Source organism: Novosphingobium sp. Leaf2 (assembly GCF_001421325.1).
GTDB lineage: Bacteria > Pseudomonadota > Alphaproteobacteria > Sphingomonadales > Sphingomonadaceae > Novosphingobium.
Genome location: NZ_LMJY01000018.1, coordinates 1 through 19,404, shown reverse-complemented (window position 1 = coordinate 19,404; position 19,404 = coordinate 1). Strand labels below are relative to the sequence as shown.

The 19,404-nt window shown below is 63.6% G+C and carries 17 protein-coding genes; 7 read left to right on the top strand and 10 right to left on the bottom strand.

Translation table 11 applies throughout. The annotated features are described in order from the left end of the window. Nucleotides 1-104 precede the first annotated feature (104 nt). Nucleotides 105-302 (top strand): hypothetical protein, encoded by a 198-nt coding sequence (locus ASE49_RS13140; protein ID WP_056773899.1) that lies wholly within the window; start codon nucleotides 105-107, stop codon nucleotides 300-302. A 35-nt stretch (nucleotides 303-337) separates the two neighbouring features. Then, nucleotides 338-1,072: an extensin-like domain-containing protein gene (locus ASE49_RS13135; protein WP_056773326.1), complete on the top strand. Its 735-nt coding sequence runs from the start codon at nucleotides 338-340 to the stop codon at nucleotides 1,070-1,072. Nucleotides 1,073-1,074: 2 nt separating this feature from the next. On the opposite strand, the gene ASE49_RS13130 is transcribed toward ASE49_RS13135, so the two are convergent. Together ASE49_RS13130 and ASE49_RS13125 are read right to left on the bottom strand one after the other, a co-directional pair. After that, the gene (locus ASE49_RS13130; protein WP_056773322.1) at nucleotides 1,075-1,266 is read right to left on the bottom strand and encodes a DUF3008 family protein; all 192 of its coding nucleotides are present in this window, start codon (nucleotides 1,264-1,266) and stop codon (nucleotides 1,075-1,077) included. Between the two features lie 17 nt (nucleotides 1,267-1,283). Next, a complete protein-coding gene (locus ASE49_RS13125) occupies nucleotides 1,284-3,344 on the bottom strand; it encodes an AsmA family protein (RefSeq protein ID WP_056773319.1) in 2,061 nt (686 codons plus the stop codon). A 130-nt stretch (nucleotides 3,345-3,474) separates the two neighbouring features. Here ASE49_RS13125 and ASE49_RS13120 point away from each other — a divergent pair, with 130 nt between their 5' ends. Both ASE49_RS13120 and ASE49_RS13115 read left to right on the top strand, forming a co-directional pair. Continuing rightward, a complete protein-coding gene (locus ASE49_RS13120) occupies nucleotides 3,475-5,082 on the top strand; it encodes an alpha-amylase family glycosyl hydrolase (RefSeq protein WP_056773316.1) in 1,608 nt (535 codons plus the stop codon). Between the two features lie 5 nt (nucleotides 5,083-5,087). Next, nucleotides 5,088-6,098 (top strand): glycosyltransferase family 4 protein, encoded by a 1,011-nt coding sequence (locus tag ASE49_RS13115; protein ID WP_056773313.1) that lies wholly within the window; start codon nucleotides 5,088-5,090, stop codon nucleotides 6,096-6,098. Nucleotides 6,099-6,140: 42 nt separating this feature from the next. On the opposite strand, the gene leuA is transcribed toward ASE49_RS13115, so the two are convergent. Continuing rightward, on the bottom strand, nucleotides 6,141-7,808 hold the full coding sequence (leuA, locus tag ASE49_RS13110) for a 2-isopropylmalate synthase (RefSeq protein WP_056773310.1): 1,668 nt from the start codon (nucleotides 7,806-7,808) through the stop codon (nucleotides 6,141-6,143). Between the two features lie 214 nt (nucleotides 7,809-8,022). Continuing rightward, complete coding sequence (locus tag ASE49_RS13105; protein WP_056773307.1) at nucleotides 8,023-9,510, bottom strand: hypothetical protein; 1,488 nt, start codon at nucleotides 9,508-9,510, stop codon at nucleotides 8,023-8,025. Nucleotides 9,511-9,650: 140 nt separating this feature from the next. Between ASE49_RS13105 and ASE49_RS13100 the strand changes: the two genes are divergently transcribed. Further along, entirely contained in the window at nucleotides 9,651-10,097 is a 447-nt protein-coding gene (locus ASE49_RS13100) for a DUF6265 family protein (protein ID WP_056773304.1), read from the top strand. A gap of 94 nt (nucleotides 10,098-10,191) precedes the next feature. On the opposite strand, the gene ASE49_RS13095 is transcribed toward ASE49_RS13100, so the two are convergent. From ASE49_RS13095 to ASE49_RS13075, 5 genes are all read right to left on the bottom strand, one after another. Beyond that, complete coding sequence (locus ASE49_RS13095; protein ID WP_056773300.1) at nucleotides 10,192-10,449, bottom strand: ATP synthase F1 subunit epsilon; 258 nt, start codon at nucleotides 10,447-10,449, stop codon at nucleotides 10,192-10,194. A 1-nt stretch (nucleotide 10,450) separates the two neighbouring features. Next, entirely contained in the window at nucleotides 10,451-11,908 is a 1,458-nt protein-coding gene (gene atpD, locus ASE49_RS13090) for a F0F1 ATP synthase subunit beta (RefSeq protein WP_056773298.1), read from the bottom strand. Nucleotides 11,909-11,965: 57 nt separating this feature from the next. Then, on the bottom strand, nucleotides 11,966-12,841 hold the full coding sequence (locus ASE49_RS13085) for a F0F1 ATP synthase subunit gamma (protein WP_056773295.1): 876 nt from the start codon (nucleotides 12,839-12,841) through the stop codon (nucleotides 11,966-11,968). Between the two features lie 234 nt (nucleotides 12,842-13,075). Next, nucleotides 13,076-14,605 (bottom strand): F0F1 ATP synthase subunit alpha, encoded by a 1,530-nt coding sequence (atpA, locus tag ASE49_RS13080; protein ID WP_056773292.1) that lies wholly within the window; start codon nucleotides 14,603-14,605, stop codon nucleotides 13,076-13,078. Nucleotides 14,606-14,618: 13 nt separating this feature from the next. Next, on the bottom strand, nucleotides 14,619-15,173 hold the full coding sequence (locus tag ASE49_RS13075) for a F0F1 ATP synthase subunit delta (protein ID WP_056773289.1): 555 nt from the start codon (nucleotides 15,171-15,173) through the stop codon (nucleotides 14,619-14,621). A gap of 226 nt (nucleotides 15,174-15,399) precedes the next feature. Here ASE49_RS13075 and ASE49_RS13070 point away from each other — a divergent pair, with 226 nt between their 5' ends. Together ASE49_RS13070 and ASE49_RS17870 are read left to right on the top strand one after the other, a co-directional pair. Further along, a complete protein-coding gene (locus ASE49_RS13070; protein WP_056773285.1) occupies nucleotides 15,400-16,470 on the top strand; it encodes a bifunctional transcriptional activator/DNA repair enzyme AdaA in 1,071 nt (356 codons plus the stop codon). A gap of 68 nt (nucleotides 16,471-16,538) precedes the next feature. Then, nucleotides 16,539-17,450 (top strand): CPBP family intramembrane glutamic endopeptidase, encoded by a 912-nt coding sequence (locus ASE49_RS17870; protein WP_082456470.1) that lies wholly within the window; start codon nucleotides 16,539-16,541, stop codon nucleotides 17,448-17,450. Here ASE49_RS17870 and ASE49_RS13060 read toward each other — a convergent pair. Further along, a complete protein-coding gene (locus ASE49_RS13060; RefSeq protein WP_082456469.1) occupies nucleotides 17,334-19,010 on the bottom strand; it encodes a cryptochrome/photolyase family protein in 1,677 nt (558 codons plus the stop codon). The genes ASE49_RS17870 and ASE49_RS13060 overlap by 117 nt on opposite strands. Nucleotides 19,011-19,404: the final 394 nt, after the last annotated feature.

Genomic DNA, 19,404 nt, shown 5'->3' with positions numbered 1-19,404 from the left:
GCCGGAAGCCGGATGGAGCGGCGCAGTGCCGTATCGCGCGCTAACGCGGGCTTAACCTGGGTTGTGCGATGGTCACCCGCATCGAACTGCAGGGACGGGTCACAATGGCATTTATCAAGGCGCTGTTTCCCGGCGCACTGCTGACATGGATCGTCGCCGGTGTGATCGGTTCGCGTGGATCGAGCGGCGGCATGCTGACGATCGAACATATCACGATGGCGGGCCACAGCTTCTACTGGTCCTGGTCGCTGTTCATCGCCGCCACCGGGCTGGCATGGGGTCTGTTCACGATCATGGATTGAGGCAACGAAAAGGCCGGCGCGCAGTTTACCGTGCCATGGCTTTTTCCGCCTTCGACCGCATCGCCCTTGCCACCTTGCTGATGGGCGGCGTGCTGCTGGCCGGCCGGGGCTGGCTGGCGGATCACCCCCAGCACGACCCTTGGGCGCCGTTGACGCTCGATCAGCCCGAAGGCTGGGCGACATCCCGCAAGATCGCTGCCTTGCGCGATGACCGTGGCTTGTGCCGTAATTTCCTGAAACGCAGTGGCATCGATTTCGAGGCGCTTGCTCCCCAAGGGCAGGGCACCTGCAGGCGCGATGACCGCAAGGTCTTGTCAGCGCCCGCGTTTCTCGACGTATCGCTGGTCCCCGCACAGCCCCAGGCGACGTGCGCGGTGGACGGTGGCCTGGCGTGGTGGTTGCGCCACGGTGTGCAACCTGCGGCAAAGGCCATCTTCGGGCAGCAGGTGGTGCGCATCGAGCATCTGGGAACCAACCATTGCCGCCGCATCGGCAATGGCAGCACGGGCCGCTGGAGCGAGCATTCGCGCGGCAACGCCATCGACATAGCCGCATTCGTTCTGGCGGACGGGCAGCGGATCAGCGTGCTGCGTGATTGGAAAACCGTGCCCGGCCAATCATCGGACGACGCGGCGTTTTTGCACATGGCCCGCGACGCCGCCTGCCGCAGTTTCTCCACCGTCCTTTCCCCGGACTACAACGCCGCGCATGCCAACCACCTGCATCTGGATCAGGCACGCCGCACGGGCGGATGGAGCGCCTGCCGATAGCGCTAACCGTCCTTGCGTTTATGCTCGGGCTTTCCCTTCCGTTTGGTGGAGGCCAGTTCCTCCAGCTCCTTTTCGGACATCGACTTTTCCATGTCGCGCGAGGCGCCTTGCAGCTTGGACTTGGGCGTATCACCGCGCTTGGCGGACAAGGCGGCACCGGCGGCTTTTTGTTGTGCGGCGGATTTGGCTGGCATCGATGCTCTCCCTGGCGTCAATCTGCTTTGGACGCGGTTCCGTTGCCTACGTCCTTACGCGGCTTGCCCTTCGACGTGCGCTGCGCAGCGGCGCTGGCACCCGTCAGTACCGGTCCGCAGGCGGCGGACTTGGCGTCGCCCACATCGACGAACGCGAGAAGTCCGGCGATCGGCGTGGCGACAATTGCAAGGCCAATGCCCGCACCGGCCCGGGTCAGCAGTTGCGGGCTGATCACCTGCAGTTTGGGAGCGGCGAAATGCCCGCCAATGCCCACAGGGGACTGGCCGGAGAACAGGCTGAACTTCTTGCCGTCTGCCTTGAAGGCCATGTCGAGCGCTTCGGTGCCGAAGCTGAATCCGCCCCGCCCGGTGATGACATTTTTGCTGGTGTCGATCAGGATCGGGTCGGTCGCAGCGGTGCCGCCCCGCACGGTGAAGGCGATCAAGCCGCAGTTGATCTCGATCGGCTTGTTCAGCTTGTCTTCCAGCATCTTGGACACGAACGTGCCCACATCAAGCTCGGCAAGCTGCGCGTTGCGCGTGGACAAAGTGCCTTTTGGCATGATGAACGCGATCCGGCCCGAAGCAGTAGCCAGCGAATCGTGGATCGAATCTCCACGACCCTCCAGCCGGATGCGTCCTTTCATGGTGCCGGTGGTTCCTGCTTCTGCCACGCCAAACCCGGACAGCAGCCGGCTCATCGGGGTGGGCGCGATGCGAATGTCGTAGCTGATCGCGGAAGGGCGCTGGCGGGTGTTGATGACGATATCGGAGCGCACATCACCACGCGCCATCGAGAACGTCAGGGGCGACAGGGTGAGGCGCCCGCGGTCCAGCGCCAGTTTCATCCCGATATCGGAAATGGGCACGTGGCGTGAACGCACGACTGCGATCCTCCAGTCCAGCGTGGCATCAAAGCGCTGCATGGTAGCCACCGGCAGTTCGGCGTCCGGCATGATCCGCTGCGGCGCTGCGCCGGTAGCGGCCGCAGCGGCAACCGCCCCCTTGGCGGCGACCACGTCGGGGTTATAACCGATGAACGGGGCGGCATCGATGATATCCAGCCGCCGCGTGGTCAGCACCGCATCCAGGCGCAAACGCTCTTCGTTTTTGACCGTAAGCTGCCCGGCCAGATCGGACTGGCCGAAGGTGCCGGCAAGCTTGGTGAAGCGATATTCGCTCTTGTCCTTCACCATTTGCGCGGTGAGCGCATAACGGCGCGTGTGCGGGATCGCCACGTCGATGATCCACAGCAACTGCGACAAGTCCTTGCCCTGCGCTTTCACCCGCAACGGCACGTCCTCCACGTCCGCCAGCGATGGCAGAATGCCGGAGACATCGATGATGTTGTCCGCGGCCCATGCCCGCAGTTTGAGAGCGTTCTTGCCCCGATTGACGGTGGCATCCGGCGACAGCAGGCTTGCTTCCATGCGGAACGGCGTGTCGCGGAACCGGCCGGTGCCGGTCAATCCCACGGCCTGACCGATGTTGGCCTGCTGCGACACGATCGGATCGATCTTCAGGTCTGCCAGCAGCTGCATGCGCGGATCGAGATACCGCACCTGCGTGCCGCGCACCGTAGCGCGGTCGATGGTGGGAAATTCGAGCGGCTTGCCGCCCGTCTTGCTGCCGAACGTCCACGTGTTGTTGCGGTGCGCCTTGTCCCATTCGAGATCGACGTTGCCGTTCACCAGATCCAGCGAATAAAAGTGCCGACGGCCAAACAGGAGCGACAGCGGCGCAATGCGCGCATCCACCCGCTCTGCCGCAAAAAGCGAAGGCTTGCCGGCCCACTGCGGATTGGAGATGTCCAGCCGCTCGGCCACAAACTTGATGCGCAGCGGCGCGAAATAGAGTTGGAAGTCACCGCCGACGCGCACCTGCCGCTCCATCAGCGATCCGGCGATCCGTTCGAACGGGTGTTTCAGAAAGCGGCCCTTGGTGATGAACAGAACCAGCCATATGGCAAAGATCAGAACCACCAATCCCAATGCGACGTTGCGAACTATGCGCAAAATTCGCCGCCGGTGGTGTTCAGGGACATTGCCCTCAGACTGTATAGACCGGGGTTCTTCCATGGTATGGTCAAGCGCGCGAAAGGCGCTTGGGTTCCGTGATGCCAAGGTATCGCAGGCGCGGCGGCAGAAAAGCCGCATTTTTGCGCGATGAGCCGGTGAACTTAACCGCGTCCGGCCCGTTGTGCAGCGCATGGGTATTCAGGCGGAAGAGCACGGGATCAGACCGTGGTGGGAAAGCGCGGTCATCTATCAGATCTATCCGCGCTCGTTTCAGGATAGCGATGGCGATGGCATCGGCGACCTGGACGGCATTCGCTGCCGGCTGGATTATGTCCAGAAACTGGGCGTCGATGCAATCTGGCTATCGCCGATATTTCCCTCGCCGATGGCCGACTTCGGCTATGACGTGTCGGATTACTGCGGGATCGAGCCGATGTTCGGCGATCTTGCCAGCTTCGATGCGCTGCTGGCGGACATCCACGCGCGCGGACTGAAGCTGTTGCTGGACTTCGTGCCCAACCACAGCTCGACCCTGCACCCCTGGTTTGTGGAAAGCCGGTCCTCTCGCGATAATCCCAAGCGGGACTGGTATATCTGGCGCGATCCTGCGCCCGGTGACGGCCCGCCCAACAACTGGACCAGCGACATGGGCGGTGCGGCGTGGGAATTCGATGCGCTGACCGGCCAGTATTATCTGCATACGTTCCTGAAGGAGCAGGCGGACCTCAACTGGCGCAATCCGGATGTGCGCGCCGCGATGCTGGACGTGCTGCGGTTCTGGTTCGGTCGCGGCATCGATGGCTTTCGCATCGACGTGCTGTGGCATTGCATCAAGGCGCAAGGCCTGCCTGACAATCCCCCCAATCCGGATTACCGCCCCGGTATGGGCGAAAAGTTCCTGGTGTTGCAGACCAACTCTGCCGATCAGCCCGAAATCCATGACATCGCCCACGCATTCCGGCAGATCGCGGACCAGTATGGCGAGCGGCTGCTCGTGGGCGAGATCGTCCTGCCTCTGCCCAAATTGATGACGTATTACGGCACGCCCGATCGGCCCGGCGTGCAACTGCCTTTCAACTTTCTGCTGCTGGATGCACCGTGGAATGCACACAGTCTGGCCCGCATCATCGCCGATTATGAGGCCGCCTTGCCGCACGGTGGCTGGCCCAACTGGGTGCTGGGCAGCCACGATGCACCGCGCATCGCCGGCAAGCTGGGCGAGGCGCAGGCGCGGGTTGCGGCGATGCTGCTGCTAACCTTGCGCGGCACCCCCACGCTGTACCAAGGCGATGAGCTGGGGATCGGGCGCGTCACCATCCCGCCGGGCCGTGAGCGTGATCCCCAGGATCTGCGCCAGCCGGGTCTCGGCCTTGGCCGGGATGGCGGGCGCACGCCCATGCCGTGGGACGACAGCGCCCACGCCGGCTTTTCCGCAACCGAGCCGTGGCTGCCGCTCAATGACGACTGGCTTGTCCGTAACGTTGCAGTGCAGACACAGGACGCCCGCTCGATGCTCAGCCTGTACCGCGCCCTATTGGCGCTGCGGCGCGAATACCGGGCGCTGAGCGTGGGCGATATTCGCGTATTGTCTTCCGATACTGATGTTCTCGTGTATGAGCGGGGCCACGAGAGCGAGCGGATCCTGGTCGCGCTCAACCTGTGCGAACAGCCACGATCGTTCGCACTCCCGGAGGATTTTGCCGGCGCGCACCGCTTGCTTTCCACGCTCGACAGTCCATCGCTGCCCGGCACTTTGGCGCCCAACGAAGGCGTTATCCTGCGCCTGGAGAACATGTAAAAACCATGCGTATCGCCATGCTTGCTCCCATCGCGTGGCGCACCCCGCCACGCCATTACGGACCGTGGGAACTGGTCACCAGCCTGCTCACCGAAGCGCTGGTGGCGCGCGGCGTGGACGTGACCCTGTTCGCGACGCTGGATAGCGAAACCGCAGCGACGCTGGATGGCGTGGTGCCCGCGTCCTACAACGAAGATCCGGCGATCGACGCAAAGGTGTGGGAGCATCGGCACCTGTCGCATCTGTTCGCGCAGGCGGACCGGTTCGACCTGATCCACAACCAGGCCGATTTCCCCGCCCACGCCTTTGCGCCGCTTGTAAAGACACCGATGGTCACCACCATTCACGGCTTTTCGTCCGACCGCATCCTGCCGATGTACCAGCCCTATCAGGACCGGGTGCATTACGTGGCGATCAGCGCATCGGACCGCCATCCAGCCCTGCGCTATGCCGCGACCATTCATCACGGTATCGTGGTGGACGATTTTCCGCTCGACCCGGTCGGCACGCCCGATCTGCTGTATTTCGGCCGCATCCACCCGCACAAGGGCACACGCGAAGCCATTACCGTGGCACGTCAATGCGGACGGCGGCTGCATATCTACGGGCTGGTGCAGGACGAAGGGTATTACGAGCGCGCGGTATTGCCGCACATTGACGGAGACCAGGTTGTCTATCACGGCACCGTTGGCGGCGCGGAGCGGGTGAGGGCGCTGCAACAGGCCCACGCGCTGCTGCATCTGATCAATTTCGACGAGCCGTTCGGGCTTTCGGTGATCGAGGCAATGGCCTGCGGCACGCCAGTGATCGCGGTGCAGCGCGGCTCGATGCCCGAGATCATCGACCATGGCCGCACCGGCTACTTGGTCGACACCCTTGATGAAGCAATCGCGGCGGTTAACGAGGCCGGATCACTGGACCGTGCCGCCATCGCCCGCACGGTCGCCGAGCGCTTCTCGGTGGAACGCATGGCGGACGAATACCTCGCGCTCTATAAGCGCATCTTGGAGCAATAAACCACGGCACTCCGGGTTCGCACCGAAGCGCCGTGGTTTATATCAGGCTGCGTTTGCGGCGCTGAGCACCGCACGGACGCTGGCAGTCGCTACGTCCTCGTCGATGCCTACGCCCCACACCGTACGGCCATCGGGCAGCACGCATTCCACATAAGCGGCAGCACGCGCATCGCTGCTCTTGCCCATCGAATGTTCAGCGTAATCCTTCACGTCCAACTGGACGCCGAAGCTATCGGCGAGCGTGGCGGTGACGGACGAGATAAGCCCGTTGCCCCGGCCCGAGACGGACTGTTCCTGCCCGTCGACGCCGATCTTGCCGGCAAAGATGCGACTGCCATCCGGCCCCTTGGCTTCGTCCCAGTCGATCAGCTGGAAGCGCTGCGTCCCATCAAGGCGATAGGCCTTACGGAACACCTCCCAGATATCCGCTGCCTGCAGTTCGCGGCCCAGGGTATCGGCCAGTTCCTGCACGTGCTTGGAGAAGTGCGCCTGCATCCGCTTGGGCAGCTTCAGGCCCTGGTCCTGCTCGATCACCCAGGCGAAACCGCCCTTGCCGGACTGCGAGTTCACGCGGATCACTGCCTCGTAATCGCGGCCCAGATCGGCCGGGTCGATAGGCAGGTACGGCACGGCCCACAGCTCGTCGTTGCGCTTTTCCTGCGCCGCGAAGCCCTTCTTGATCGCATCCTGGTGCGAGCCGGAGAACGCGGTGAACACCAGTTCGCCGCCGTAGGGATGCCGCTCCGCCACCTTCAGCTGGTTGCAGTATTCCACGGTCTGGATCACTTCGTCGATATCCGAGAAGTCCAACTGCGGGTCTACGCCTTGCGTGTAGAGATTGAGGCCCACGGTCACCAGACAGCAGTTGCCGGTGCGTTCGCCGTTGCCGAAAAGGCAGCCTTCCACGCGGTCCGCGCCCGCCATCAACCCAAGCTCCGCTGCCGCCACGCCGGTGCCGCGATCGTTGTGCGTATGCAGCGAAATCACCGCCGCATCCCGGTTGGGCAGGTTGCGGCAGAAATACTCGATCTGATCGGCATAGATGTTGGGCGTTGCCGCTTCCACCGTGGCGGGCAGATTGAGGATGATCGGATTTTCCGGCGTTGGCTGAAGAATGCCCATCACCGCCTCGCAGCATTCGATCGAAAAATCGAGCTCGGCGGTCGAAAACGTCTCGGGGCTGTATTCGAAGTGCCAGCGGGTCTGCGGATACTTCGCCGCCTGATCGCGCAGCACTTTCGCTCCGTTTTCGGCGATGGCGCGGATCTCATGGCGCTCCATCCCGAACACGACCGTGCGCCACAGCGGCGACACCGCATTGTACAGATGGACGATGGCCGAGTGCGCGCCGATCAGGCTTTCGAACGACCGCTCGATCAGGTCTTCACGCGACTGGGTCAGCACCTGCACCAGCACGTCTTGCGGGATGCGATCCTGATCCACCAGCCCGCGAATGAAATCGAACTCGGTGGCTCCGGCAGCTGGGAAGCCGACCTCGATTTCCTTGAGGCCGATTTTCACCAGCAGGTCGAAGAAGCGGTTCTTCTTTTCTGCACCCATCGGGTCGATGAGGGCCTGGTTTCCATCGCGCAGGTCGGTGGACAGCCAGCGCGGCGCGCGGGTGATCGTGCGCGATGGCCACTGGCGATCCGCCAGGGCGATCTGCGGGAACGGGCGATACTTGACCGAAGGGTCTTTCAGCATGGTCATACGGGTATTCTCGCTCGGGTAATGTCGTCTGCAGGGATATCGATCAGGTCCCTTGGGCGCCGAGGCGCCGCAGCACGACGCATCATCTCACGCCCAAGGGCGGATAAGTCGCAGGGTTAGGCCGAGACGAAAGGTCATGCCCCAAGCCTATGGGCAGCGCGAAAGCCGATGTAAAGAGGCAATGCGGCCAAGGTGCCCGATCGCGCAAGGCTGGTCAGGGCGCACAGCCGCTGAATACCGTGTGCACCTGTTCGCCGTTGTGGTCATAGATCGTGAAACGCCGCGCGTGGGCGCAAGCACGGGTATACGTGTCGACCATAGCCACCGTGCTTGCGTTGAGGGGGGCGGAGGGAAGCGGGGTTTGCGCCACCACCGTTTCGGGCCGCGCGGCCAGGATGCGGCGCATTTCGCGCTGCTCGTCCAGCCCGGTCCACTCGCGCCCTTCGTACAGATGCGGCGCGAAGGCGAGCGGACTGACGGGCACGGCCCCGACTTTGGCGTAGAGATAGCTCGGCGCACCCCATACCAGCAGCCGTCTGGCCGGGGTTACCGTGCGCACATATTCGACCAGCGCCTGCGCGGCGGGCCGCGCGCGCCATCGGTCCCCCCGATGAAACGTGCCGGACAGCACGAGGCTAAGGCCGATCAGCGCTGCCAGTGCCGGCCATGCCGGGCGGCGATGCGTGAAATAGGCCGCGCACAGGATTGCCAGCGGCGGCAGGGCGGACTGCGCATAATGCACGTAAATATTGGGAAACGAGAATATCAGCGCCAGCGCCGCAGCCCCCCAGCACACGATGATCGCAACGACCAGTCTTGGCGCCATCGCCCGCCAGGCCGCATGCCCCCCAAGCGCTGCAAAAACCAGCGGGATGCCCAGCATGCCGGCCATTATGAAGATCCGCTTCACCCGGATCGCCGGGTCCGCATAGCCGCGTGCGAAGTTCGAGGTGACCATGGCGTTCCACAAGGCGGGGAAATGCCCTTCGGCCCAATAGAACACACTCGTCACGAGCATCGGTGTGGCACCGGCGAGCGCAAGCACGCCGATCCGCCATGCGATGTGCGGCCACGCCCGCCCGGATCGGGCCAAAAGAACGCTCGCGATCAGGCCGAACAGCGCGCCTTCCAGCGCCACCGTCTGCTTGATCGCGATGGCAAGCCCGGCACAGAAAAAACCCAGGACCAGTCCGGCATCGATGCGACCTTGCCGAAGCAGATCAAGGCGTGCGATCAGTAGCCAAACGGTCGCGATCGTCAGGGTGTTGAAGAATACGCCGGCTTCCAGATTGTCGCCTTCGAAGCGGCTGAGCAGCGCGAGATAGACCAGGCCGGACAGCATCGCGCTCGCCGGTGTCGCGATGGTGCGGGCGATGCGGTTGATGCCGTAGGCACCCAGCGCGGCTGATACTGTCGCCACTATCTGGTACGCCAGCATGCTTGGCGAGACGAGCGCGATGAGCGCAAAGATCAGATAGAGCAGGGGCCCTTTGCGATCCCAGATATCGACGTACAGCAGATCGCCCTTGGCCAGCCGTTCGCCCACCAGCGCATAGAACTGGTCGTCGATGCCGAAATTCCATTCGCCCCAAGCGGGGCACCGGATCAGGACGGCGAACGCCAGCAGGCATGCGAATTGCACCAGGCGGCGGCGCGTGATGGCATTGGCCCCAGCCTCAGCCCCAGCCCCAGCCTCAGGCACCCCGCCTGCCTTCCAAGATCCCCGAAAACGCACGTCGCTTCATAGTCAACGAGGTCTTACGATTTCGCAAAGCGCTTTGCGCTGGACTTGCTGCATCCCGGATGCAACGCTGCTGCGTTCCAGGGGTGGAGAGATAGGTCATGATCGCGGTGTTTTTGCTGGCTTCAGGCGCTGCGCTTGCGGGAGCCGAGCCTTCCACGCTGCCGACATGGATGACCGGCTGCTGGCTCAGCCAAAACGGGACGCAATGGTCTGAGGAGTGCTGGTCGCCCGAACGCGGCGGGGTGATGATGGGCACCAACGTCAGTGGCGATACCGGCAAACCGCGCGTACCTGCCGGCTGGGAAACGATGCAGATCGCTAGGGATAACGGTCGTTTGGTGTTTCGGGCATCGCCGCGCGGCAGCGAACGGACCACGTTCCGGGCGACCGTTGCGAAAGGCAGCGAGGTGACGTTCGTCAACACCGGCCACGATTACCCCCAACGCATCCGCTATTGGCGAGACGCTGATACGCTGCGCGCGCAGATTTCGCTGGCCGACGGCAGCAAGGCCGTGAACTGGATTTTCAGCAGGGCAGCGCGCTGAATCACGCTACCAACGCGTCTGGCGAAAAAGGCGCCCCCGGTTGCCCGGCAGCGCCTTTCTCTATCATGTGAATGCCAACCAGCGTGAAAGCCGATCAGCCTTCGACGTGCTCGGCCAGCACCGTCAGCCCGGCATCGCCTACTTCGGCAAAGCCGCCAACGATGCGGATTTCTTCGGGCGCGCCGTTCTCGGTCTTGTAGACCTTCAACGCGCCGTCGGCGATAGTCGACATGAAGGGCGCATGTCCCTGCAGCACGCCGAACTCGCCTTCGGTGCCGGGCACGACCACCATGTGGACGTCCTCGGACCGAACCAGCTTCGCAGGCGTGACGAGTTCGAAGTGCAGCGGCATATCAGGCGTCCGCCTCAAGCTTCTTGGCCTTTTCGACGGCTTCATCGATGCCGCCGACCATGTAGAACGCGGCTTCCGGCAGATGGTCGTACTCACCATCGACGACGGCCTTGAACGACTTCACGGTGTCTTCCAACTGCACGAACTTGCCGGAAATGCCGGTGAACACTTCGGCCACGTGGAACGGCTGCGACAGGAACTTCTGGATCTTGCGGGCGCGGGCGACCGTCACCTTGTCCTCTTCCGACAGTTCATCCATCCCCAGAATGGCGATGATGTCCTGCAGCGACTTGTACTTCTGCAGGGTTTCCTGAACGCGGCGCGCGGTCTGGTAATGCTCGTCACCCACGACGCGCGGTTCCAGCACGCGTGAGGTAGAGTCGAGCGGATCGACCGCCGGATAGATACCCAGTTCCGAGATCGCGCGGTTCAGCGTCGTCGTTGCGTCAAGGTGCGCGAACGAGGCGGCAGGCGCGGGGTCGGTAAGGTCGTCCGCGGGAACGTAGATCGCCTGCACCGAGGTGATCGAACCCTTGGTGGTGGACGTGATGCGCTCCTGCAACTGGCCCATGTCGGTGGACAAGGTGGGCTGATAGCCCACGGCCGAAGGAATACGGCCCAGCAGCGCCGACACTTCGGCGCCAGCCTGGGTGAAGCGGAAGATGTTGTCCACGAAGAACAGCACGTCCTGACCTTCCTGGTCGCGGAAGTATTCGGCCATCGTCAGGCCCGACAGGGCGACGCGGGCGCGGGCGCCCGGCGGCTCGTTCATCTGGCCGAACACGAGCGCGACCTTGGAGCCCTCCGAGGTGGCGTTGCCTTCGGCGTCCTTGGCGATAACGCCGGCGTCGAGGAATTCGTGATACAGGTCGTTGCCTTCGCGGGTGCGTTCACCCACGCCGGCGAACACGGACACGCCGCCGTGACCCTTGGCGATGTTGTTGATCAACTCCTGGATCAGCACGGTCTTGCCAACGCCGGCGCCGCCGAACAGGCCGATCTTGCCGCCCTTTGCGTAGGGGGCGAGCAGGTCGATGACCTTGATGCCGGTGACCAGGATCGCCGCCTCGGTGGACTGATCAACGAAGGCAGGGGCCTGCGCGTGGATGGGCGCGAACATGTCCGAACCGACCGGGCCGCGCTCGTCGATGGGATCGCCGACAACGTTCATGATGCGGCCCAGCGTCTTGGGGCCGACCGGAACGGTGATCTGCTTGCCAGTGCTGCGCACGTCCTGGCCGCGCGTCAGGCCGTCCGTGCCGTCCATGGCGATAGTTCGAACTGTGTTCTCGCCAAGGTGCTGGGCCACTTCGAGCACCAGCTTCTGGCCGTTGTTGCTGGTCTCCAGCGCGGAGAGAATAGCGGGCAGTTCGCCTTCGAAAGTCACGTCGACGACGGCGCCGATGACCTGGCTGATCTTGCCGGTAGTGGTCTGGTTAAGCACGGGTGCGGTGGCCATTATGGTGTCCTTGCCTGCGTTTCTTAGAGCGCTTCCGCGCCAGCGAATACGGTTATGCTACAGCGCTTCCGCGCCAGCGATGATTTCAACGAGTTCGGTGGTGATCGCGGCCTGGCGGCTGCGGTTGTACTGGATGGTCAGCTTCTGGATCAGGTCACCCGCATTGCGTGTGGCGTTGTCCATTGCGGTCATCGAGGCGCCCTGTTCGGATGCCGCGTTTTCCAGCAGCGCGCCGAACAGTTGCGTCTTGAGGTAGCGCGGCAGCAGGGCGGCGAGGATTTCCTCTTCGTCAGGCTCGTACTCGGTTACCGAGTCGGTCTTGACGGCGGCGACCTTGGGCGGCGGCACCGGGATGATCTGCTGGTGCGTGGGTTCCTGCACCAGCGCGGACCGGAACTTCGAGTAGAACAGATGCGCCACGTCGAACTTGCCGGCCTCGTACATCGTCACCAGTTCGTCCGCCACGCGCTCGGCCTCGTCGAAGCCGGGATAGCGCACGTCCGAGGTGTCGAACATGTGCGCGATCTGGTCGGGATATTCGCGGCGGATCACCGGGCGGCCCTTGCGGCCGATCAGGTAGAACAGGACGGTCTTGCCCTGCGCTTCCAGTTCCTTCGCCTTGACGCGGGCGGCCTTGACGATGTTGGCGTTGAATGCGCCGGCCAAGCCCTTGTCCGAGTTGGCGACCACCAGCAGGTGCACCTTGTCGCTGCCGGTTCCGGCCAGCAGTTTCGGACTATTGTCCGTCACGGTGATCTTCGAGGCGAGCGAGGCCATCACCTCGGCCAGACGCGCGGCATAGGGACGCGCGGCTTCGGCAGCGGCCTGCGCCTTGCGCAGCTTGGCCGCGGCGACCATCTGCTTGGCCTTGGTGATCTTCTGGGTCGACTTGACCGAGTTGATACGGCCCTTGAGTTCTTTAAGGCTGGCCATTTAGTTTACCCTAATGTCAGTCATTGAGAGCGGAGAGAAATTCTTCGTCAACAGTTCCTGCGGCGTAAGGGCCGTCGTCGCTGCCATCGGATAGCTCCTCGTCAAACCACACCCAGTACTGCCTCACTGGTCCCTTCAAAGTCTTGACGATATCACTTGAAGCAACGCGTCCCGATCCACCATCTGGCCACAACCAATGAGGGTTTATCCTGACGCGTTGATTCTCGTGAAATCTCAAGCGAACTGCTTGGCGAAAGCGTCGAGCGCGGCCTTGGCCTTGCTCTTGGCTTCGTCACCGAAGTCCTTGGTGGTGCGGATCAGGTCCAGCACATCGGCATGTTCGGTGTGCATGTACGTCAGCATCTCGGTCTCGTACTCGGTGACCTTCGACACCGGCAGCTTGTCGAGATAGCCGTTGGTACCCGCGAAGATCGACAGGGTCTGTTCCTCGAACGCGAGCGGCGAGAACTGCTTCTGCTTGAGCAGTTCGGTCAGGCGCGCGCCGCGGTTGAGCAGCTTCTGGGTCGAGGCGTCGAGGTCGGAACCGAACTGCGCGAAGGCAGCCATTTCACGGTACTGCGCCAGCTCCAGCTTGATCGAGCCGGCAACCTTCTTCATCGCCTTGGTCTGAGCCGCACCGCCAACGCGCGACACCGAGAGGCCGACGTTGATGGCCGGGCGGATGCCCTGATAGAACAGGCCGGTTTCCAGGAAGATCTGCCCGTCGGTGATCGAGATCACGTTGGTCGGGATGTACGCCGAAACGTCGCCCGCCTGGGTTTCGATTATCGGCAATGCAGTGAGCGAGCCGGCACCCTGTTCGTCGTTCATCTTCGCGGCGCGCTCAAGCAAACGGCTGTGCAGATAGAACACGTCGCCGGGATAGGCTTCGCGACCGGGAGGACGACGCAGCAGCAGCGACATCTGGCGATAGGCAACGGCCTGCTTGGAAAGATCGTCATACACGATGACGGCGTGCATGCCGTTGTCGCGGAAGAATTCGCCCATGGCGGCGCCGGTGTAGGGCGCGAGGTACTGCAGCGGTGCAGGCTCCGAAGCGGTGGCGGCCACGACGATGGAATATTCCATCGCGCCGTTTTCTTCGAGCTGGCGCACGATCTGCGCCACGGTCGAGCGCTTCTGGCCGATCGCGACGTAGATGCAATACAGCTTCTTGCTCTCGTCGGTACCGGCGTTGGCTTCCTTCTGGTTGATGAAGGTGTCGATGGCGACGGCGGTCTTTCCGGTCTGGCGGTCACCGATGATCAGTTCGCGCTGGCCGCGGCCCACGGGCACGAGCGCGTCGATCGCTTTGAGGCCGGTCTGCACGGGTTCATGCACCGACTTGCGCGGGATGATGCCGGGCGCCTTGGCTTCGACGCGCGAACGCTTTTCGGCCACGATCGGGCCTTTGCCGTCGATCGGGTTGCCCAGCGCATCGACCACGCGGCCCAGGAGGCCCTTGCCAACCGGCACATCGACGATGGTGTTGGTGCGCTTGACGACATCGCCTTCCTTGATCTCGGCGTCCGAGCCGAAGATCACGACGCCGACGTTGTCGGCTTCGAGGTTGAGGGCCATGCCCTGCACGCCGTTCGAGAATTCGACCATCTCGCCGGCCTGGACCTTGTCGAGACCGTGGATGCGGGCGATGCCGTCGCCGACCGACAGAACCGAACCGACTTCCGAAACCTGCGCTTCGGTGCCGAAGCTGGCGATCTGGTCCTTGATGACCTTCGAGATTTCTGCTGCGCGGATATCCATTGTTCTGCCTTTCTTAGCCCTTCATGGCCTGGGCGAGCGAATTGAGACGGGTGCGGATCGAGCTGTCGATGCGCTTGGAGCCGATGGTGACGACCAGGCCACCCAAAATCTGCGGATCGACGCTGGTCTTGATCGTGACCTTGCGGCCTTCGCGCACTTCCAGCTTCTGGCGGAGCTGTTCGACCTGTTCGTCGGTCAGTGCGTGTGCGGAGGTAACCTGCGCGGTGGCCTCGCCGCGCTGGGCAGCGGCGATGGCGGCGAACGCGCGGATGATCTCTGGCAATGCGGACAGGCGGCGGTTGCCAGCCAGAACGCCCAGGAAATTGCGGGTCAGCGTGGAGGTGCCCAGAACGTTCGCCACGGCGTCGATCGCGCGGGTGGCGGCTTCGCGGCTGACCTGCGGATTGCGAATCAGAGAGCCGAATTCGGCGCTTTCGCCAAGGGCCTGGCCGATGGCATCAAGATCGTTCTCCACCGCCGAGACGGTGCCGTTTTCACTGGCAAGATCGAACAGCGCAGAGGCGTAACGGCCTTGCAGGCTGGCTTTGATGCCCCCGGAATTCTCCACGCGCGTCCTATCCTTACTTCGGTTTTGTCGAACCTGGGGGCGCACCACGACAGCGTGCTCCCCCAGCCCGCTGACGAGGCGCGCATAGCGACGATACTGTCATGATGCAAGGCGCCCATGAACTTGAGGACAAAGCGGGAAGTATCTAGTTTGAACGCAAGGTCCGGGATGCGCGATCGGTAACGATGGGGCACAGCGCGATCAATGTCGGCTAAGGGAATGTCAGATGATCGACCGAATCGCGCAGACGCTGGATGGGCCGCAAGCCGCCAATGGGCGTGTGAATGACGCGTGGGCCTGGCAGGCAGTGCTGGAGCGCGATCGGCGCTTCGATGGCCGTTTCATCACCGGGGTGTTGTCCACCGGGATATATTGTCGCCCGTCCTGCTCGGCCCGCCATCCCCTGCGCGAGAACGTGCGGTTTTTCGATACGGTGGAGGATGCGGAGCGGTTCGGGCTGCGGGCCTGCCTGCGCTGCCGCCCAGGCGAGGTTTCGCGTGAGGCGGAGGCTGTTGCAACGGCTTTGGCTGCGCTGGATGGCACGGACCTTGTGCTGTCGCTGGAAACGCTTGCACAGATCACCGGCTACAGCGCCACGCATTTCCAGCGCGTGTTCACGCAGGCGGTGGGTCTTTCCCCGGCACAGTATGCGCGCGTCCGCCGGGAAGAGCGTGCCCGTGATGCGTTGCGTGACACGGGCAGTGTGACCGAGGCGATCTACGCGGCGGGGTTCGGCGCGCCGTCACGCTTTTATGATGCGACCAGGGGGAAAATGGGGATGGCGCCATCGGCCTGGGCTGACGGGGGCAGGGGCGTGACCATCCGCTGGGCGGTGGTGGAAACCTCGCTGGGGGCGATGCTGGTGGCCGCGACCGACAAGGGCGTATGCCGGGTATCCTTTGGCGAATGGCGCGACGATCTGGCAGCGCGTTTTCCCCGCGCTACGCTTGTAGAAGGCGATGCGGTGTTCGCGGCGCTGGTGGCCCAGGTCGTGGACGCGGTGGAGCGTCCCGGCCACGCGGCCGACATTCCGCTGGACGTGCAGGGCACCGCTTTTCAGGAAGCGGTCTGGCGCGAGCTGCAGCGTATCCCGCCCGGTGAGACCCGCACCTACGGCCAGATCGCGGCGGCGATCGGCAGGCCGGGCGCGGTGCGCGCCGCAGGCAGCGCGAATGGCGCCAACGCCGTGGCGGTGCTGATCCCCTGTCACCGGGTGATCCGGTCAGACGGGACGGTTGGCGGCTATGCCTATGGCGATGCGATCAAGCGCGAACTGCTGCGCCGCGAGCGCGAATAACGGTCGATCTCGACAGCGCCGGCGAAATCGGGTTCAACGCGCGTCCAGAACATAAGGGGTGCGGGCAGATGACGAGCATTTCGAGCGAAGATAATGCGCTCATCGGAACGGAACGGCCGACACCGCTGCGGCGGTTCATCGCCCATCCTTTGATACTGCTCCCAATCGGTGCGGTAATGGTGATTCTGGGCGGCGTGCTGCCGGGGATCGTATTCAATGCGTTTCCGGTGCATCGGGATTCGCCGATGAAGGCCGTGGCCGGGCTCCTGATAGGGATCGGCAGCCTGCTAGGGTATCTGGCATTCACGCGCTGGGTGGAGCGCATACGGCCCACGCCAATGCGCCCTGAGCGCGCTACAGGAGAACTAAGCGCGGGTATCCTGGCGGGCGTGCTGCTGTTCAGTCTGGTCACCGGCATTGTCGCGCTGCTGGGCGGGTTCACTATCGTCGGCGTGCGCGGTCAGGGTCAGCTGTGGGTGTGGCTGGGCATCGCCTTGTCCAGCGGGATGATGGAAGAAGCGTTGTTTCGTGGCGTAGTGCAGCGCCAGCTGGAGGCCCTGTTCGGGACCTGGGCCGCGTTGGCCGCAACGTCCGCGTTCTTCGGGCTGGCGCATCTGATGAACCCGGACGCCACGCCCTTTGCGGCCTTCGCTATCGCGTGCGAGGCGGGCATCCTGTTGGGGGCGGCCTATCTGGTGACGCGCCGCCTGTGGGTGCCGATCGGCCTGCACATGGGCTGGAACTTCACGCAAGGGTGGATCTGGTCAATCCCGGTATCCGGCAGCAAGCCGCCGCTCGGCCTGTTCGACACCCGCCTGACCGGGCCGGAATGGCTGACCGGCGGCGCGTTCGGCCTCGAAGCGTCAGTCATCGCGCTGGTGGTAGCAAGCACGGCGGGCATCGCGCTGTTGGCGTATGTCCATCGCAAAGGCCAGTTCCTGCCGCCGCGCTGGAAGCGGCAGGCTGCTATCATGCGATGAGCTGCATTCCGTAGCCCAGCCGGAGCTGGCGGGCTTCAAAGTCGCCAGGAATGCCTCGGCGCTGTCGAGATAGGCCTGCTGCTTTTCCGGGCCCATCCGGTCCCAGTTGGCATAGACCCGGCTGATCCGGCGGTTGCGTTCGAACAGGGCGCGGTGGCGGTGCATGAAGTGCCAGTACAGCGGATTGAACGGGCACGCGCCGGGGCCGAACTTGCGCGACACGGTGTACGCGCACGCGCCGCAGTAATCGGACATCTTGTTGATGTAGTTGCCGCTGGCCGCATAGGGTTTGGACGCCAGCCGGCCCTTGTCCGCCCACAAGGCCATGGCGGCCACGTTGGGCAGCTCCACCCATTCGTACGCGTCGGCATAGACGACCAGAAACCAGTCCTCGACCTGTTGAGGTACGATGCCGGCGATCAACGCGAAATTGCCCAGCACCATCAGCCGCTGGATGTGGTGGGCATGGGCATTTTCCCGCGTTGACCGCACGCAATCGGCGATGCAGCGCATGTCGGTCTCGCCGGTCCAGTAGAACTCGGGCAGGGGGCGGGTGGCATCCAGCGCGTTGGCCTCGCGCAAAGCCGGCATTTCCAGCCAGTACATGCCCCGGATATATTCGCGCCAGCCGATGATCTGGCGGACGAACCCCTCCACCGCGTTGAGCGGCGCGTCCCCGGCCTGATACGCCGCCTCCGCCCGGCGGCAGCAGTCCAGCGGATCGAGCAGCCCCAGGTTGATCGAGGTGGACAGCAGCGAGTGGAACAGGTCGTCCTGCCCCCACACCATCGCGTCCTGATACTTGCCGAAGCCCGCCAGTCGCTCGTCGATGAAGGCCGTCAGCGCCGCATCGGCCTGCGCGGCGGTGACCGGCCAGTTGAACGTCGCCAGATCGCCGAAATGGTCGGCAAAGCGCTCCTCCACCAGCGCGATGACGTCCTGCGTCATGGCGTCGGGCGCAAAGTCGGGCACAGGCGGGGGACGCAGATGGCGGTCAGGCGCGGCGCGGTTTTGCGCATCGTAGTTCCATTCGCCGCCCTCGGGACCATCGCCGGCCATCAGCAGCCCGGTCTTGCGGCGCATGGTGCGATAAAACGTCTCCATCACCAGTTCGCGTCGCCCGTCGGCCCATTCGCGGAACTCGTCGATGGCGCATACGAACCGGGTATCGGGCAGAATGTCGACCGGGATGCCCAGCGCCTGCGCCCAGCCGTCCATCATCTGGCGCACCCGCAGCTCGCCCGGCTCCACCACGCGCACCGCGCCAGCCTTGTGGCGCTTGGCGGCGCGCTGCACTTCACCGGAGAAGCTGCCGGTGTTGGCTGTGTCGGTCAGCTTGACGTAGTCCACCGTCCAGCCCCGCTCCTCCATCTCGGCGGCGAAATGGCGCATCGCGGAAAAGATCAGCGCGATCTTCTGCTTGTGATGCTTGACGTACCGAGTCTCGTCCCAGACCTCCATCAACAACACGATCGCCTTGGTCTTATCCAAGCCCTCCAGCGAGGCAAGCGTATGAGTCAGCTGATCGCCAAGGATCGGGACAAGGGTTTTTCCAGCCATCCGCGTGGAACGCGCGAAGCGCGGCGGAGATGCGGTTAAATGCGAAGACAGGGGGGGCGGGGGCAACGGATAAATTTTCAGATGTCCGGTTGCGCCCAGAGTCGGACTTTCGGATGAGCCTAACAATTATTGCTTCGGTCGCCACCACGCGAACGCTAGTACCATAACCCCGCTGATAAAGGCAGTGATGCCAATCCATCCCGCAACAAACGGCAGGGACGGCGCACAGTAGTCAAAGCAAACTTGATTTGGGCCAACAACTGGCTTCAGACCAAAGAGGTCGGTGAAATGATCCTAGGGTCCGGACCCATAAACAGGATTCCCAGCAGCGCCGGGATATGATTCACCATCCTCCAGCAAGGAGGTATGGCGGATGGCGGATTTCTTCTGGTTT

What these genes read in the sequence shown, in the direction of transcription:
- leuA (WP_056773310.1), bottom strand. Translation starts at nt 7,808, where the DNA reads ATGACCATGCTGAAAGACCCTTCGGTCAAGTATCGCCCGTTCCCGCAG.
- atpA (WP_056773292.1), bottom strand. Translation starts at nt 14,605, where the DNA reads ATGGATATCCGCGCAGCAGAAATCTCGAAGGTCATCAAGGACCAGATC.
- ASE49_RS13100 (WP_056773304.1), top strand. Translation starts at nt 9,651, where the DNA reads ATGATCGCGGTGTTTTTGCTGGCTTCAGGCGCTGCGCTTGCGGGAGCC.
- ASE49_RS13130 (WP_056773322.1), bottom strand. Translation starts at nt 1,266, where the DNA reads ATGCCAGCCAAATCCGCCGCACAACAAAAAGCCGCCGGTGCCGCCTTG.
- ASE49_RS13070 (WP_056773285.1), top strand. Translation starts at nt 15,400, where the DNA reads ATGATCGACCGAATCGCGCAGACGCTGGATGGGCCGCAAGCCGCCAAT.
- ASE49_RS13120 (WP_056773316.1), top strand. Translation starts at nt 3,475, where the DNA reads ATGGGTATTCAGGCGGAAGAGCACGGGATCAGACCGTGGTGGGAAAGC.
- ASE49_RS13125 (WP_056773319.1), bottom strand. Translation starts at nt 3,344, where the DNA reads ATGGAAGAACCCCGGTCTATACAGTCTGAGGGCAATGTCCCTGAACAC.
- ASE49_RS13115 (WP_056773313.1), top strand. Translation starts at nt 5,088, where the DNA reads ATGCGTATCGCCATGCTTGCTCCCATCGCGTGGCGCACCCCGCCACGC.
- ASE49_RS13085 (WP_056773295.1), bottom strand. Translation starts at nt 12,841, where the DNA reads ATGGCCAGCCTTAAAGAACTCAAGGGCCGTATCAACTCGGTCAAGTCG.
- ASE49_RS13095 (WP_056773300.1), bottom strand. Translation starts at nt 10,449, where the DNA reads ATGCCGCTGCACTTCGAACTCGTCACGCCTGCGAAGCTGGTTCGGTCC.
- ASE49_RS13060 (WP_082456469.1), bottom strand. Translation starts at nt 19,010, where the DNA reads ATGGCTGGAAAAACCCTTGTCCCGATCCTTGGCGATCAGCTGACTCAT.
- ASE49_RS13140 (WP_056773899.1), top strand. Translation starts at nt 105, where the DNA reads ATGGCATTTATCAAGGCGCTGTTTCCCGGCGCACTGCTGACATGGATC.
- atpD (WP_056773298.1), bottom strand. Translation starts at nt 11,908, where the DNA reads ATGGCCACCGCACCCGTGCTTAACCAGACCACTACCGGCAAGATCAGC.
- ASE49_RS13135 (WP_056773326.1), top strand. Translation starts at nt 338, where the DNA reads ATGGCTTTTTCCGCCTTCGACCGCATCGCCCTTGCCACCTTGCTGATG.
- ASE49_RS17870 (WP_082456470.1), top strand. Translation starts at nt 16,539, where the DNA reads ATGACGAGCATTTCGAGCGAAGATAATGCGCTCATCGGAACGGAACGG.